A 14,291-nucleotide genomic window follows, 5' to 3' on the forward strand; every position below is an offset into this window, starting at 1 on the left:
GCGGACTCGTGATGCGCGACCCCGCGCCAATGCGTCCCGGTGTCGGATGCAGCGGTTAGGCTCAGTAGACGATCTCAGGATCCCCCTAGGAGGACGCGCATGGCCCGTATCGGCGAAAGCGCTGACCTGTTCAAGTGCTCATTCTGCGGAAAGAGTCAGAAGCAGGTGCAGCAGCTCATCGCAGGACCCGGTGTGTACATCTGCGACGAGTGCGTCGAGCTGTGCAACGAGATCATCGAGGAGCGGATGGCGGAGTCCTCCGCCGACGGCACGGCGGACTTCGAACTGCCCAAGCCGCGTGAGATCTTCTCCTTCCTCGAGGAGTACGTCGTCGGGCAGGAGCCCGCGAAGAAGGCTCTGGCCGTCGCGGTGTACAACCACTACAAGCGCATCCGTGCGCACGGCACTCTCCAGACGGCCGAGCAGAAGGCCGAGAGCGTCGAGATCGCCAAGAGCAACATCCTGCTCATCGGCCCGACGGGCTGCGGCAAGACCTATCTGGCCCAGACGCTCGCGAAGCGACTGAACGTGCCCTTCGCCGTCGCAGACGCCACAGCGCTCACCGAAGCCGGCTACGTCGGTGAAGACGTCGAGAACATCCTCCTCAAGCTCATCCAGGCCGCAGACTACGACGTCAAGCGCGCGGAGCAGGGCATCATCTACATCGACGAGGTCGACAAGATCGCCCGCAAGGCCGAGAACCCGTCGATCACCCGCGACGTCTCTGGCGAGGGCGTGCAGCAGGCTCTCCTGAAGATCATCGAGGGCACTGTGGCATCGGTGCCTCCTCAGGGCGGGCGCAAGCACCCCCACCAGGAGTTCCTCCAGATCGACACGTCGAACGTGCTGTTCATCGTCGCGGGCGCGTTCGCCGGCCTCGAGGACATCGTGTCGGCACGCGTCGGCAAGCACGGCATCGGCTTCGGCGCCCCGCTGCACGACAAGGGCAAGGATCTCGATCTCTTCAGCGAGGTACTGCCGGAAGACCTGCACAAGTTCGGTCTGATCCCCGAGTTCATCGGTCGTCTTCCCGTCGTGACCTCGGTCTCGCCGCTCGACCAGAGTGCGCTCATCGACATTCTCACGGGACCTCGCAACGCACTCGTCAAGCAGTACCAGCGCATGTTCGAGCTCGACGGCGTTCAGCTCGAGTTCGAAACAGAGGCGCTGCGCTCGATCGCCGACCTCGCCGTCGAACGCAAGACCGGCGCTCGCGGACTCCGTGCGATCCTCGAAGACGTGCTCGGGCCGATCATGTTCGAGATCCCCTCGGCCGAAGACGTGGCGAAGGTCATCGTCACCCAGGCGGCCGTCGACGAGGGCGCTGCGCCGACGATCGTGATGGAGCGCAAGCGCAAGAGCGCATGAGTTCTGCTCCCTCGCCCTGGCGAGTGGTCGGCAGCGAGCTGGTGCATGCCGATCGCTGGATCCGCGTGCGCGCGGACGACTGCGTCGATGAGCGTCAGCGGACCATCGCGCCGTACTACGTGCTCGAATACGGGGACTGGATCTCGGTGCTGGCCCTCGACCGAGAGGGACACGCGATCGTCGTCGAAGAGTACCGACACGGAGCCGGGATCGTCGCGGTCGGCACGATCGGCGGCGGCGTGGAGGCTGGCGAATCGCCGGACGCAGCCGCGGTCAGAGAGCTGCGCGAGGAGACCGGGTACGAGGCCGAGGAGATGATCGGTCTCGGAGCCACCTGGGCCAACTTCGGCAACCACACCAACCGGGTGCATCACTTCCTCGCCCGAGGCTGCGTGCGCGTCGCCGAGCAGTCGCTCGATGACAGCGAGGCGATCGCCGTGCACACAGTCCCTCTCGACACCCTCGGCGAGCATCTCTCGCAGAGCTACCATCAGCTCACCTGGTACAAGGCGATGGAGCGTCTCGACCGCTCGGCGATGGAGCGTCTCGACCGCTGACGTCAGGAGGCGGCGCGCGACTCTCTCATGCTTCGAGGCCGCGGCGCTTCAGCAGCGGCGCGATCTCGGCATCCCGGCCGCGGAAGTCGCGGTATGCGTCGAGCGGATCCTTGGAGCCACCCACGCCGAGGAGACGGGCGCGGAACCGGTCGCCGTTCTCGCGCGTGAGTCCGCCGTTCTCACGGAACCAGTCGACCGTGTCGGCGTCGAGCACCTCGCTCCAGATGTAGGAGTAGTAGCCGGCGCTGTATCCGCCCGAGAAGACGTGCGCGAAGTAGGTCGACGAGTAGCGGGTCGGCACGACGGGATCGTCGAGTCCGATGTCGGCGAGCGCGGCCGCCTCGAACTCGGCCACGTCGTCGACGACGGCCTTCGTGTCCATGCGGTGCCACGCCTGATCGAGCCACGCCGCCGCGAGGTACTCGCTCGTCGCGTGCCCCTGATCGAACGTCTCGGTGGCGCGAAGGCGTTCGACGATCGCGGGGTCGAGCGCTTCGCCGGTCTCGTAGTGACGTGCGTAGTTGTCGAGGACCTCGGGCCAGAGGATCCACATCTCGTTGACCTGGCTCGGGAACTCGACGAAGTCGCGGAAGACGTTCGTGCCGGCGAAGTGCGGGTAGGTGACGACGGCGAACAGACCGTGCAGTGCGTGCCCGAACTCGTGGAACAGCGTCGTCACCTCGTCGAGCGTCAGCAGGGTCGGCTCACCGTCACCCGGAAGCGGGACATTGAGGTTGTTGACGACGACGGGCAGCGTCCCTCGGAGGCGCGACTGGCTGACGATGGGATTCATCCACGCGCCACCGCGCTTCGAGTCGCGCGTGTAGAGGTCGAGCACGTACAGGCCCACCGCGCTGCCGTCGGCATCGCTGACCTCGAACACGCGAGCACCCGGGTGGTAGGCCCGGAGGTCGTGCCGCTCTGCGAACGTCACCCCGTAGAGCTGTGTGGCCGCGAAGAACACCCCGTCCTGCAGCACCCGTTCGGCCTCGAACCACGGGCGCAGCGCGCTCGTGTCGATCGCATAGCGGGCAGTGCGCACCTTCTCGGTGTAGAACGCCCAGTCGTGCGCCTCGACCGTGAAGGGTGCGGCCTCCGTCTCGTCGACGATCGACTGCAGGGTTTCGCGCTCTGCGCGGGCGTTGCGCGCAGACGGCGCGGCGAGCTCGCGCAGCATCCGCTCTACAGCCGCAGGGCTGCCGGCCGTCTCGTCTGCGGTGACGTAGGCGGCATGCGAGTCGTAGCCCAGCAGCGCTGCGCGCTCGGCGCGCAGGCGGACGATCTCCGTGAGCACCGGCCGGTTGTCGTTCGTGTTTGGGCGGGACGCCCGCGACCGTGAGGCCGCCATGATGCGGCGGCGGGACTCGCGGTCGCGGAGCTGAGCGAGATACGGATGCCCGGTGAACAACGGGAGAGTAATGACGAACCGTCCGTCGAGGCCTCGATCGCTCGCCGCACGAGCTGCGGCGGAGAGCTCCCCACTGCTGAGACCGTCGAGTTCGTCGGAGGAGTCGAACACCACGGCGAGATCGTTCGTGTCGTTGAGCAGGTTGCGCTCGAAGGTGTTGCTCAGCGTCGACAGCTGCTGATTCAGTGCGGTGAGCCGGCTCTTCGCGTCGTCGTCGAGGGCCGCACCTGCGTGGGTCATCTCGCGATGGTGCCGCTCGACGAGGTACCGCTGCTCATCGTCGAGCTCGAGGTCATCCAGGCGCGCATGCACCTGTTGGACGCGCCAGTACAGCGCCCCGTCGAGAGTGATGGCATCCTGATGCGCCGCCATGAGCGGAGCGAGCTGCTCGTCGATCTTCTGGATCTCGGGCGTCGCGTCGGCCGATGTGACGGTGTAGAAGGTGTGTGCGACGCGGTCGAGCAGTTCTCCGGAGCGCTCCAGCGCCTCGATCGTGTTCTCGAAGGTGGGCATCGATCGCACCATGGTGATCCGAGAGATCTCCTGGAGATGCTCGTCGAACGCCGCCTGGAACGCGGGCAGGTAGTGCTCGGGCGTGATCGCCGCGAAATCGGGGAGCCCGTAGGGGAGTGCAGACGGCTGAAGCAGAGGGTTCGAGGCGTCGGTCATCCTCTGAGCCTAGCCATCACCCGCTGCAGGGCGTCGACGACGACGCGCACGGATTGTCGTCTCAGGTTCTCCGGCCTGGCGAGCACGTCGATCATCCGGTGGGTGCTGACTCCCCGCAGCGGAAGCCGCACGATGTCACGGTCGTCGACGGTGCGGGACGTATAGCGCGGCAGCATCCCGAGGACCCCGCCCGCGGCGATGACCGCCGCGACCGCACCGTAGTCGTTGATCCGGTGGCGGATCTCGACGGGACGCCCGGCGACGGCTGAGACGGCGCGCAGCACATCGTCGGGCGAGTATCCGATGCGACTCGTGACCCAGGGGCTGTCGATGACGTCGAAGGACGTCACCTGCGCGCGGGTGGCGAGAGGGTGGGAAGACGAGACGGCGACGTCCAGCGGTTCTCGGACGAGCGCCAGGCTGCGCACCCCGTCGGTCGGCCACGGCGGCGAATGCTCCATGCGGTGCGCGAGCACGAGGTCGTACCGGGCTGCGAGAGCGGGGAACTCGCTCTGCGCCACGTCCTCGTCGGTGAGCTGCACGGTCGGCGGCGCGAGGGAGTCGTCGAGTTCACGGATTAGCGACCCGAAGAGCGCCTGCCCGACGCTGTGGAATCCGCTGATCGTGACCACGCCGGTGCTGTCGTTCTCGAAGTCGTCCAGCGCGCTGCGCGCTGCGGCCATCGCGTCTATCGCCTCGGCGCCCGCTGCCGCAAGGGCCTGCCCGGCTGCGGTCAACGTGAGGCGACGGCCGTCTTTGCGCGTGAGCGGTGTGCGGAAGCTCCGTTGCAGGGCTGCCAGATGCTGTGACACGGCAGACGGGGTGACGTTGAGCGTCTCGGCGACGGCGGTGACGCTCCCCAGAGCGCCGAGCTCTCTCAGGATCTGCAACTGATGGAGTTCCATCCAGTCAGATTAGTGTTTGCTACAGGGTCTATGCAGAACTTGCCGATTGTTCTACATGGTCGAATGCGATCAGATCGACATATGAAGGCATTGTTCAAAGCCGAACGCGCCGCCGGACTCGAGCTCGTGGATCGTCCCGAGCCCACTGCGGCGCCCGACGAAGTCGTGATCCGCGTGCTGCGCACGGGGATCTGCGGCACCGACCTGCATATCCGTCGCTGGGACGACTGGGCTGCATCCGCCATCGATGCCCCACTCATCCCCGGTCACGAGTTCTACGGCGAGGTCGTCGAGGTCGGTCCGCTCGTCCACGACATCGCTGTGGGCGATCGAGTGTCGGGCGAGGGGCACATCGTGTGCGGCACGTGCCGCAATTGCCGCGCAGGACGCCGCCAGATGTGCATCCGTACGATCGGCCTCGGACTGCAACGCGACGGCGCCTTCGCCGAGTTCCTGGCGTTGCCCGCCGTGAACGTCTGGGTGCATCACGCCGACGTGGCGCCGGAGCTCGGCGCGATCTTCGATCCTCTCGGCAACGCCGTGCACACGGCGCTCACGTTCCCGCTCGTGGGCGAGGATGTGCTCGTGACAGGGTGCGGTCCGATCGGCCTCATGGCGATCGCCGTCGCTCGGCACGCCGGAGCACGCTTCATCGCGGCGACGGATGTGAGCGCGCCTCGCCTCGAGATGGCCCGTCTCATGGGCGCGGACGAGGTCGTCGACGTCTCGGCCCGCGAGATCCGAGATGCCCAGCAGGCGCTCGGTCTGCGCGAGGGATTCGACATCGGCTTCGAGATGAGCGGCGCGGCGTCGGCGCTCCCGGCGATGATCGACAACATGAACCACGGCGGCCGGATCGCGATGCTCGGACTGCCCAGCACCGGATTCGAGATCGACTGGGGCAAACTCGTCACGCACATGCTCACGATCAAGGGGATCTACGGACGCGAGATGTTCGAGACGTGGAACGCGATGGGTGCCATGCTGCAGACGAGTGCGACGCTGCGCGACTCGATCGGACGGGTGATCGCGGATGTGATCCCCGCCAGGAACTGGGAACAGGGCTTTGCCGCGGCCGAGTCCGCCGGCACGGGAAAGATCATCCTCGATTGGACGGAGCTGTGATGTACGGGACATTCCAGAAGCATGTGGCTGACGAGCTCGCCGGGATCGAGGCTGCGGGCCTCACGAAGCGCGAACGAGGCATCCGCGGGCCGCAGAACGCCGAGATCACCGCCGACGGCGCAGAGGTGCTCAATTTCTGCGCGAACAACTACCTCGGTCTCGCCGACGACCCGCGGATCCTGGATGCCGCCACTGCGGCGCTGCAGGAGTGGGGCTACGGGCTCGCCAGCGTCCGCTTCATCTGCGGTACGCAGGAACAGCATCTGGAGCTCGAGCGACGACTCGCGGGGTTCCTCGGCACCGACGACTCGATCCTCTTCTCGTCATGCTTCGACGCGAACGGAGGAGTGTTCGAGACGCTCTTCAGTGCTGAGGACGCGATCATCTCGGACGAACTCAATCACGCGTCGATCATCGACGGGATCCGTCTCTCGAAGGCGCGTCGGCTTCGCTACCGCAATCGTGACATGGCGGATCTGGAAGCGCAGCTGCAGGCGGCATCCGATGCACGCTTCCGGGTGATCGTCACCGACGGCGTGTTCTCGATGGACGGCTACATCGCGCCGCTCGCCGAGATCTGCGACCTCGCGGATCGCCACGACGCCCTGGTGTTCGTCGACGACTCGCACGCGGTCGGCTTCGTAGGAGAGAACGGACGAGGAACGCCGGAACTCTGCGGTGTCGCCGATCGTGTCGACATTTATACGGGCACGTTCGGGAAGGCGCTGGGCGGAGCATCCGGTGGCTACGTCGCCTCGCACGCCGACGTCGTCGCCCTGCTGCGTCAGCGTTCGCGTCCGTATCTGTTCTCGAACACGCTCGCCCCCGCCATCGTCGCCGGAACCCTCACCGCGCTCGATCTCGTCGAGGGTTCGGCCGATCTCCGTGCGCGTCTGCGCGACAACGCGGCACTGTTCCGTGAGCGGATGACGGCGGAGGGTTTCGATCTGCTGCCGGGAGAGCATCCGATCGTCCCCGTGATGTTCGGCGACGCGGCTCTCACAGCGCGCATCGCGACGGAGATGCAGGCGCAGGGCATCTACGTGACCGCGTTCAGCTTCCCCGTCGTTCCTCGCGGGCTGGCGCGGATCCGCGTACAGCTCTCGGCGGCGCATACGCCCGAGCAGATCGAAAGATGCGTGGCTGCCTTCGTCGCCGCGCGAGCCGTCGTGAGCTGAGAGGCGAGCAGACAAAGATTGCTTTGCAAAAGAATGCTTGCAAAGAAGTCTTTGCATGAGTATCTTTGCATGCATGGCAGACGAAGAGCAGTTGCGACGACTCGATTCCGGGGCGCTCAAGGCCCTGGCTCACCCGCTGCGTGTGCGGATTTTCGATCTGCTCAGCGCACATGGGCCGCAGACGGCGAGTTCGCTCGCATCGATGCTGGGGGAGACCTCCGGGTCCACCAGCTACCATCTGCGCACTCTCTCGGCACATGACCTGATCCACGAGGTCGAGGGGCGAGGCACAGCGCGCGAGCGCTGGTGGGAGCTGCCTGAGGGGCGCATCGACATCCCCGGTCCGAGCCAGAGCATGTCGCCCGCCAACCGGGCAGCGGCGCAGATCGTGTCGTCGGAGTTCTTCCGCCTGCGGCACGAGACCCTGATGTCCTACGTCAACCGCCCGGACACAGAGGTGCCGGAAGGCTGGAAGGACGCGGGGCTGATCGCCACAACCCTCCTCGAGATGACCCCCTCGCAGATGGAGGACCTCAAGGACGAGCTCATGGGAGTCATCGAGGGTGCCGTCGGGCGATATCGCGGCCAGACCGGGCCGGACGTGCGCCGGGTGTCGATGCGCACCGAGCTCTTCGACCTTCCGGCGACCGGGCCGGTGCTCGCCGGTGCCGCTGACTCGAACGAGGAGGAATCATGACCAGCGCGACCATCCGCCTCGTCGCCCCGACACAGGCGGAGCGGAAGCTCCTCGGCCTTGCTGATCTCCTCACGGTCTTCGTCGAGCGACGCATCACTCGCCGCGCTCAGAAGCGGGCCCTCGCTCTCGATCTCCTGCGAGAGCAGCAGACCAGGCGACAGGATCCTCGCGCGGTCGAGCACATGCTCGCGCAGATCGGGCTCCCTCGGCGCTGAGGCGTTCTGATCACGGCGAAGCCCCCTGCCGCAGACGCGGACAGGGGGCTTCGTCAGCAGAGACCGCTCAGTCCTCGAAGGGTCGGGCGACCACATCGCCGGACCCGGTCTGGAAGACCTCCCAGCCCGCATCGAGCTCTGCGATCGCGCGGCCTTCGAGCCACGTGAGCGTCCAGTGCCCGGAGAGACCGCGCGATTCGACCTCGGCGATCGCCGGCCGGAGCGCGGCGGGAACGGATGCCGGTGGCTCGGAACCGGTGGCCCACCTCGTGCCCAGCTGCATCAGGCGCCCTCGACCGGCGCGAGCTCGATCGCGGTGACCGCGAACTCGCCGGCCTCGGTGAACTCGAGTTCGGCGATGCGTCCCACTGCCCGGAGGTCGTCGGCCGCGGCGCGGAGCGCCTCGAGCTTGGCGGCGGGAGCGGCGATCGCGGCGCGGGAGACCGGAGTCTTCTGCGATGCCTTGGCCTCGGTCTTGGCGCGGCGGATGCCGATCAGCGCCTCGCTCGCGGCCGACAGCACGGCCGTGTCGCCTTCGATGCCGAGTGTCTCAGGCCAGGCCGCGGTGTGCACCGAGCCTTCTTCGAACCACGACCACACCTCTTCGGTCGCGAACGAGATGATCGGGGCGAGCAGGCGCAGGAGCGTCGACAGTGCCAGACGCAGCGCGAGGGCGGCGGATGCCTGACCCACGTCGTTCTGGTTGTAGGCGCGCTCCTTGACGAGCTCGAGGTAGTCGTCGCAGAACGTCCAGAAGAACGCCTCGGTCACTTCGAGCGCCTTGGCCTGGTCGTAGTTCTCGAACGCCTTCGTCGCCTCCTCGATCACGGCGTCCAGGCCGGTGAGCATCGATGCATCGAGCGCGTGGGTGACCTGAGCGCCCTCCGGTACGGGGAACGACAGCACGAACTTCGCGGCGTTCAGCACCTTGATCGCCAGACGGCGGCCGATCTTGACCTGCGTCGGGTTCTGCGGGTCGAAGGCGGCATCCATGCCCAGGCGGCTCGAAGCGGCCCAATAGCGCACCGCATCCGATCCGTGGGTCTCGAGGATGTCCGCCGGAGTCACCACGTTGCCCTTGGACTTCGACATCTTCTTGCGGTCGGGGTCGACGATGAAGCCCGAGATCGCGGCGTTGCGCCACGGCGATCGGGAGTCCTCGAGAGTCGAGCGCAGCATGGTCGAGAAGAGCCAGGTGCGGATGATGTCCTGCCCCTGGGGGCGCAGGTCGAACGGAGCGGTGAGCTGCCACAGCTCCTCGTCGCGCTGCCATCCGCCGGCGAGCTGCGGAGTGAGCGACGAGGTCGCCCAGGTGTCGAGGATGTCGGCTTCGGCCTCGAATCCGCCGGCCGCACCGCGCTGGTCCTCGGTGTAGCCCGCGGGGACGTCGGTCGTCGGGTCGATGGGAAGGCTCGCGTGGTCGGGAGCGATCACCCGGTCGTAGTCGCGCTCGCCGTTCTCATCGAGTCCGTACCAGAGCGGGATCGGCACGCCGAAGAAGCGCTGGCGTGATACGAGCCAGTCGCCGGTCAGGCCGCCGACCCAGTTCTCGTAGCGCACGCGCATGAAGTCCGGGTGCCACGTCAGCTGGGTGCCACGCTCGAGCAGCTCGTCGCGCAGCTTCGCGTCACGCGCGCCGTTGCGGATGTACCACTGGCGGGTCGAGACGATCTCGAGCGGGCGGTCGCCCTTCTCGAAGAACTTCACCGCGTGGTTGAACGGCTTGCCGACCGCGGTCATGTCGCCGGTCTCCTGCAGCTTCTCGACGATGGCCTTGCGGGCCGAGAACACCGTCTTGCCGGCGAGCTCGGCCTGGTACCAGTCGATGGCCTCAGCGTCGGCCACGATCGACGGGGCGGTCGGGAGGAACCGGCCGTCGAGACCGATCGTCGTCATGTTCGGGAGGTGGTCGCCCGCGGCTGTGCGCAGCTCACGCCACCAGATGATGTCGGTCACGTCGCCGAAGGTGCAGACCATCGCGGCTCCCGTGCCCTTGTCGGGCTGTGCGAGGTGGTGTCCGTGGATCTCGATCTCGGCGCCGAAGAACGGCGTGCGCACCTTCGTGCCGATCAGGTGCTTGTGCGGTCCCTCGGGGTGGGTCACGATCGCGATGCACGCCGGCAGCAGCTCGGGGCGGGTGGTCTCGATCGTGATCGAGCCGGATCCGTCGGCGAAGGGGAAATCGATGGTGTGATAAGCGGCCTGCTGGTCGCGATCCTCGAGTTCGGCCTGCGCGATCGCCGAGCGGAAGTCGATGTCCCACAGGGTCGGTGCGAGCGACTGGTAGGCCTCGCCGCGCTCGAGGTTGCGCAGGAACGCGAGCTGGCTCTGGCGGATGGTGTCGTCCGAGATCGTGCGGTACGTCTGGGTCCAGTCGACCGAGAGGCCGAGCTGGCGGAACAGCGCCTCGAACTGCTTCTCGTCTTCGATCGTCAGACGCTCGCAGAGCTCGATGAAGTTGCGTCGGCTGATCGGCACCTGGTCGGCGGCGCGGCTGGACTTGTTGTCGCCGCCCTCGAACGGCGGCGTGAAGTCGTCCTGGTAGGGAAGCGAGGGGTCGCAGCGCACGCCGTAGTAGTTCTGCACCCGACGCTCGGTGGGAAGGCCGTTGTCGTCCCAGCCCATCGGGTAGAACACGTTCTTGCCGCGCATGCGCTCGAAGCGCGCCTTGACGTCGGTGTGCGTGTACGAGAACACGTGGCCGATGTGCAGGCTGCCGGATGCGGTCGGCGGGGGAGTGTCGATCGAGTACACACCCTCGCGGCCGGACTGTGCGGCGCGGAGTCGGTCGAACAGGTAGGTGCCCTGCTCGGACCACGACTCACCCCACTTCGCTTCGAGACCTTCGAGTACGGGCTTGTCGGGAATCACGGACATGGAGGTCTCCTCGAGCGATGTATGCGGCACTGTGTGAGCGTGCCTGAGTGTGGGTTGTGCCCCACAGTCTAATCGCCCCGAACCGGAGGGGAGCCCCTCACTCGCCCCAGACGGCCTCGACGATCGCGGCTGCCTGGTCGTTCGTCACCTGGATGTCGCCGTAGGTGCTCGACGCGATCTCCAGGTCGGGCGAGATGCTCCGCACCAACGCCTCGAGGTCGATCGATTCGCCATCACTTCCGTTGACGCCGAGGTCGATCTCGTCGCTGGGCACGTCGTTGTGCTCGAGGACGATCCTCAGGATGCCCGCCAGATCGTCGGCGGAGGCGTCTTCGTGGTCGAGATCGACGCCCACGCTCAGATAGAAGGTGAACCCGGAGATCGTCTTCGCAGCGTAGGCATCGGTGACGCCGATCTCTGAATCCATCAGCGCTGCGGGAATCGTCTCGGCGAAGTCCCCGTCGGAGGTCTCCTTCAGAAGCGGGCCGCACCCGCTCAGTGCGAGCATCATCGCCGCGAGCGCGAGTGCGACAGCTCCCCGAGTGGCTCGCGCACGGCCGGTGATGCTCATATCAGCGTTCCACTCCTTGGTATACCTGGTGATCGACCACTGTGCCGCCGAGACCGGCGAGGTCCCAAGGATCCGTTCCGCCGTTGGCATCGCGATAGGCGGCTTCCCACTCTGCCACGGACGTCGCATACTTCGGGTTGTTGTGTGCTCCGAACCCGTGTGCCCCATCCGGGTCCGGGAGCGTGATCTGGTGGATGTTCGGCGGGAGCACGGTCACCGGGGTGTTCGGGATGTCGAACGGGGACTGGCCCGGCAGCCCGGGAACGCCGACGAGGCTCCCGTCCAGCATCGGCACGACGTCTGTCGCGTGCTGGAACGCGTAGACCGGCACGTTCGGCGGCACGTGGAAGTTGTCGACGGGGGAGCCGTTGGTCACGACCCCGATCGGGTTGTACGGGAAGGACGAGTCCGCGGCGAGGTTCGCCGCCATGATGCCGCCCTGGCTGAAGCCGGTCAGCACGACGTCGGATCCCGCAGGGATCCCCGCCTGCTGCATCGCATCCAGCACCGCGCGCTCGTACTGAGTGCGGAAGAGCGGGTTGTCGAGCATCAGCGCGAGGTTGTTGTCCCGGTCGTTCATCGCGCCGCTCGAGGGGCCGAACTCCCAGGCCTGTGTCGACGGGAGCGACACGACCCAGTGCGTCGAGCCGTCGGGACCGACGACCTCTTTGATGTCGATCGCCGTGGAGCTCTCCCCGCCCATCGCGTCGGTCGTGCCGTTCACCGACACGAGATCCGACAGCGAGTCGAGCGAGGTGACCTCGTGAGCGTCGTTCCATGCGGCCAGTTGATCCTCGTTCAACGTCGACGGATCGATCTCGCGGACCCGCGCGTCACCGGTCAAGAAGTCGTGGAGGACGTTGCCGAACACCAGTCCGAGCGGCCCGCCGGTGAGTCCGCCGACCAGCGGCAGCATGTCGGCGAGGACATCGCGGAGGGTGGCCAGGGCGTCGCCGACGAGCGGCACGAGCTTGTAGAGGAGCTGCGCAAGAGACACGACGGCGCCGGTGAGACTCTTGACCAGCGCGCCGGCGGTGCCGACGAACTCGGCTGCGGACTCGGCGAACCGCTGGATGTCCTCGAGCTTCTGCAGGGGATTGAGGCTGAAGCGGAACAGATCGTCGGCGAAGCGGCTCAGGCGACCGAGGAAGTCGCAGATCAGCACTCGTGTCGACTCGATGATCTGGCTGACCAGGCGCACCGCGCTCGCCGTGGCTCCGGTCCACTGGGCGGCATCCTCAGCGACGGACAGCAGGTCGCCGTACCGGGCCCGCAGCGCCCGGACCGTGCGGCCGTCGAGCTCGGCCAGCCGGGGCTCGGCATCGCGGAGCGTCTCGACCACTCGGCGGAGCGAGCTCTCTGCGCCCTCCCAGCGCGAGGCGAACCCGCCGACGGTGCCGGGGTCGCCGAGGAGATCGTCGAACCACTCCCGCAGCGGGGCGATGTACTGCATGAGCATGCCGGCGATGCCGGGGATGCTCGCGCAGTCGGTCTGCGAGGCGCTGTACCCGGGTGCTCCCGCCGCCCACGAACCGGAGCGCACCTGGCTGCTGATGCTTGCGACGGCGCTCACAGCTCTCCCTCGATGGCGCGGAACGAGGTGACGGCGCCGTCTTCGATCGCGCCGAAGGCATCGACGATCCCCTTGAGGCCGGTCGCCGTCGCGTCGGCGAGAGTCGTCGCTGCAGCGAGCGTCGACTCGGAGGCATCCGCGAGCGCGTCGACCGCGGGCCCGAGCAAGGGGCCGCACATCGCGCCGAACGCCGACTGCCCCACACCTCCGGCGGCTGTCGTGGCGGCGGAGCCGAGCAGCTCGGCCGCTGCGGTGAGCGCCCGCACGTGCGCGCGGAGCTCGTCCTCGTCGATCACGATCTGCTGATTGGATGCGGTCATGATGATCGGTTCCCCCCCGATGATGTGATGTCTGTCCGACGTCAGCTGCCGCCGAGGACGCGCTGACCGGCGAGGTCGGCGTCCGAGTACTGGGTCGCGAGTTCGCCGAGCAGATCGGACACGGCCATGACGAGCCCGGTTCGCTCACGCATGTTGCCGTCGAATCGCTCCTGTGCGGCGTCGAACGCCGATTGCGCGTCTCCCGACCACGAGCGACGCAGAATCGTCGCGTGCGCGGCGAGCTCCTCCAGGGCGGCATCGATGTTGCGTGACGCGACGCTGATGGCCTTGGCGGCCTTCGCCACCTGCGCCGGATTGACCTCGATGACGCCCATCAGCGGTACTCGATCGTGCTGCCGCCGACCTGCGGGAACGCGGTGTCGACATCCTGGCGCACCGCGGCCACGAGAGGGGAGTCGGCCCCGAGGGTCTGCTCCATCGAGACGAGCACCCTCTCCGCCGCGACCCGCTGCGCCCTCGCGATCGTCTCGGTGATCGTGACGCCGAGGGATGCCAGATCTGCGGCCGCGCCCGACTGCAGTCTCACCGACTCGATGGCCCCGGTCGGCCGCGCGGTGATGGTCACTCGGCCGTCCGCCGACGTGACCGTCGCCATGGTCTGCGACGCCTCCGTCTCGAGTCTGGCCGACTCCTGGGCCAGCTGTCGGGACTGCGCGATCTGGGCATCGATCTTCGCGTTCACTGCGGCGATCGTGTCAGCGAGTTCTTCGGACGACACTGTTCCCCTCCTCCGGTGTCATCGCAGTATATGAGGGAGCGATGACGGTATGAAGGCCCCACGACGCCCGCGTCACCGCGGAGGATCTA

15 protein-coding genes are annotated in these 14,291 nt (G+C 67.2%); 6 read left to right on the forward strand and 9 right to left on the reverse strand.

Going from position 1 to position 14,291, the window contains the following annotated elements; all coding sequences use genetic code 11:
• The first annotated feature begins 99 nt into the window (after positions 1 to 99).
• Both clpX and OPU70_RS00735 read left to right on the forward strand, forming a co-directional pair.
• The gene (gene clpX, locus OPU70_RS00730) at positions 100 to 1,368 is read left to right on the forward strand and encodes an ATP-dependent Clp protease ATP-binding subunit ClpX (protein WP_042540765.1); all 1,269 of its coding nucleotides are present in this window, start codon (positions 100 to 102) and stop codon (positions 1,366 to 1,368) included.
• Positions 1,365 to 1,925, forward strand: a complete 561-nt coding sequence (locus OPU70_RS00735; protein WP_498556960.1) for an NUDIX hydrolase — start codon at positions 1,365 to 1,367, stop codon at positions 1,923 to 1,925. Before clpX ends, OPU70_RS00735 begins: the two co-directional genes overlap by 4 nt.
• 25 nt (positions 1,926 to 1,950) lie before the next feature.
• Here OPU70_RS00735 and OPU70_RS00740 read toward each other — a convergent pair whose 3' ends face one another.
• Together OPU70_RS00740 and OPU70_RS00745 are read right to left on the reverse strand one after the other, a co-directional pair.
• Complete coding sequence (locus tag OPU70_RS00740) at positions 1,951 to 4,002, reverse strand: M3 family metallopeptidase (RefSeq protein ID WP_498556961.1); 2,052 nt, start codon at positions 4,000 to 4,002, stop codon at positions 1,951 to 1,953.
• Complete coding sequence (locus tag OPU70_RS00745; RefSeq protein ID WP_498556962.1) at positions 3,999 to 4,907, reverse strand: LysR family transcriptional regulator; 909 nt, start codon at positions 4,905 to 4,907, stop codon at positions 3,999 to 4,001. The genes OPU70_RS00740 and OPU70_RS00745 overlap by 4 nt, the downstream gene beginning before the upstream one ends.
• Positions 4,908 to 4,988: 81 nt before the next feature.
• On the opposite strand from OPU70_RS00745, the gene tdh reads away from it, so the two are divergent.
• Genes tdh through OPU70_RS00765 form a run of 4 tightly spaced genes read left to right on the forward strand, consistent with a single transcriptional unit; the run spans position 4,989 to position 8,122 of the window.
• Complete coding sequence (tdh, locus tag OPU70_RS00750; RefSeq protein ID WP_455905113.1) at positions 4,989 to 6,032, forward strand: L-threonine 3-dehydrogenase; 1,044 nt, start codon at positions 4,989 to 4,991, stop codon at positions 6,030 to 6,032.
• Complete coding sequence (locus OPU70_RS00755) at positions 6,032 to 7,210, forward strand: glycine C-acetyltransferase (RefSeq protein ID WP_475434241.1); 1,179 nt, start codon at positions 6,032 to 6,034, stop codon at positions 7,208 to 7,210. The genes tdh and OPU70_RS00755 overlap by 1 nt, the downstream gene beginning before the upstream one ends.
• Positions 7,211 to 7,265: 55 nt before the next feature.
• Positions 7,266 to 7,907 carry an ArsR/SmtB family transcription factor gene (locus OPU70_RS00760; RefSeq protein ID WP_475434243.1) on the forward strand — a complete coding sequence of 214 codons (642 nt, stop codon included), beginning with the start codon at positions 7,266 to 7,268 and terminating at the stop codon, positions 7,905 to 7,907.
• The gene (locus tag OPU70_RS00765; protein WP_042540759.1) at positions 7,904 to 8,122 is read left to right on the forward strand and encodes a hypothetical protein; all 219 of its coding nucleotides are present in this window, start codon (positions 7,904 to 7,906) and stop codon (positions 8,120 to 8,122) included. The genes OPU70_RS00760 and OPU70_RS00765 overlap by 4 nt, the downstream gene beginning before the upstream one ends.
• A 67-nt stretch (positions 8,123 to 8,189) precedes the next feature.
• Here OPU70_RS00765 and OPU70_RS00770 read toward each other — a convergent pair whose 3' ends face one another.
• The 7 genes from OPU70_RS00770 to OPU70_RS00800 all read right to left on the reverse strand — a co-directional run bounded on the left by OPU70_RS00770 (position 8,190) and on the right by OPU70_RS00800 (position 14,202).
• Positions 8,190 to 8,405: a hypothetical protein gene (locus OPU70_RS00770; RefSeq protein ID WP_042540758.1), complete on the reverse strand. Its 216-nt coding sequence runs from the start codon at positions 8,403 to 8,405 to the stop codon at positions 8,190 to 8,192.
• On the reverse strand, positions 8,405 to 10,999 hold the full coding sequence (gene valS, locus OPU70_RS00775; RefSeq protein WP_079113044.1) for a valine--tRNA ligase: 2,595 nt from the start codon (positions 10,997 to 10,999) through the stop codon (positions 8,405 to 8,407). The genes OPU70_RS00770 and valS overlap by 1 nt, the downstream gene beginning before the upstream one ends.
• A gap of 97 nt (positions 11,000 to 11,096) precedes the next feature.
• The gene (locus OPU70_RS00780; protein ID WP_042540756.1) at positions 11,097 to 11,570 is read right to left on the reverse strand and encodes a hypothetical protein; all 474 of its coding nucleotides are present in this window, start codon (positions 11,568 to 11,570) and stop codon (positions 11,097 to 11,099) included.
• Position 11,571: 1 nt separating this feature from the next.
• Entirely contained in the window at positions 11,572 to 13,143 is a 1,572-nt protein-coding gene (locus tag OPU70_RS00785; protein WP_498556963.1) for a hypothetical protein, read from the reverse strand.
• Entirely contained in the window at positions 13,140 to 13,463 is a 324-nt protein-coding gene (locus OPU70_RS00790; RefSeq protein WP_056377287.1) for a hypothetical protein, read from the reverse strand. The genes OPU70_RS00785 and OPU70_RS00790 overlap by 4 nt, the downstream gene beginning before the upstream one ends.
• A gap of 41 nt (positions 13,464 to 13,504) precedes the next feature.
• The gene (locus OPU70_RS00795; protein WP_042540614.1) at positions 13,505 to 13,798 is read right to left on the reverse strand and encodes a WXG100 family type VII secretion target; all 294 of its coding nucleotides are present in this window, start codon (positions 13,796 to 13,798) and stop codon (positions 13,505 to 13,507) included.
• A complete protein-coding gene (locus tag OPU70_RS00800) occupies positions 13,798 to 14,202 on the reverse strand; it encodes a YbaB/EbfC family nucleoid-associated protein (RefSeq protein ID WP_042540612.1) in 405 nt (134 codons plus the stop codon). Before OPU70_RS00800 ends, OPU70_RS00795 begins: the two co-directional genes overlap by 1 nt.
• Positions 14,203 to 14,291: the final 89 nt, after the last annotated feature.

This window comes from Microbacterium sp. SWDP-B6 (assembly GCF_059803615.1).

Bases quoted from the DNA above. Each gene is read 5' to 3' on its own strand.
- OPU70_RS00765 (WP_042540759.1), top strand. From the start codon at position 7,904: ATGACCAGCGCGACCATCCGCCTCGTCGCCCCGACACAGGCGGAGCGG.
- OPU70_RS00745 (WP_498556962.1), bottom strand. From the start codon at position 4,907: ATGGAACTCCATCAGTTGCAGATCCTGAGAGAGCTCGGCGCTCTGGGG.
- valS (WP_079113044.1), bottom strand. From the start codon at position 10,999: ATGTCCGTGATTCCCGACAAGCCCGTACTCGAAGGTCTCGAAGCGAAG.
- OPU70_RS00760 (WP_475434243.1), top strand. From the start codon at position 7,266: ATGAGTATCTTTGCATGCATGGCAGACGAAGAGCAGTTGCGACGACTC.
- OPU70_RS00795 (WP_042540614.1), bottom strand. From the start codon at position 13,798: ATGGGCGTCATCGAGGTCAATCCGGCGCAGGTGGCGAAGGCCGCCAAG.
- OPU70_RS00780 (WP_042540756.1), bottom strand. From the start codon at position 11,570: ATGAGCATCACCGGCCGTGCGCGAGCCACTCGGGGAGCTGTCGCACTC.
- OPU70_RS00735 (WP_498556960.1), top strand. From the start codon at position 1,365: ATGAGTTCTGCTCCCTCGCCCTGGCGAGTGGTCGGCAGCGAGCTGGTG.
- clpX (WP_042540765.1), top strand. From the start codon at position 100: ATGGCCCGTATCGGCGAAAGCGCTGACCTGTTCAAGTGCTCATTCTGC.
- OPU70_RS00790 (WP_056377287.1), bottom strand. From the start codon at position 13,463: ATGACCGCATCCAATCAGCAGATCGTGATCGACGAGGACGAGCTCCGC.
- tdh (WP_455905113.1), top strand. From the start codon at position 4,989: ATGAAGGCATTGTTCAAAGCCGAACGCGCCGCCGGACTCGAGCTCGTG.
- OPU70_RS00770 (WP_042540758.1), bottom strand. From the start codon at position 8,405: ATGCAGCTGGGCACGAGGTGGGCCACCGGTTCCGAGCCACCGGCATCC.
- OPU70_RS00740 (WP_498556961.1), bottom strand. From the start codon at position 4,002: ATGACCGACGCCTCGAACCCTCTGCTTCAGCCGTCTGCACTCCCCTAC.
- OPU70_RS00755 (WP_475434241.1), top strand. From the start codon at position 6,032: ATGTACGGGACATTCCAGAAGCATGTGGCTGACGAGCTCGCCGGGATC.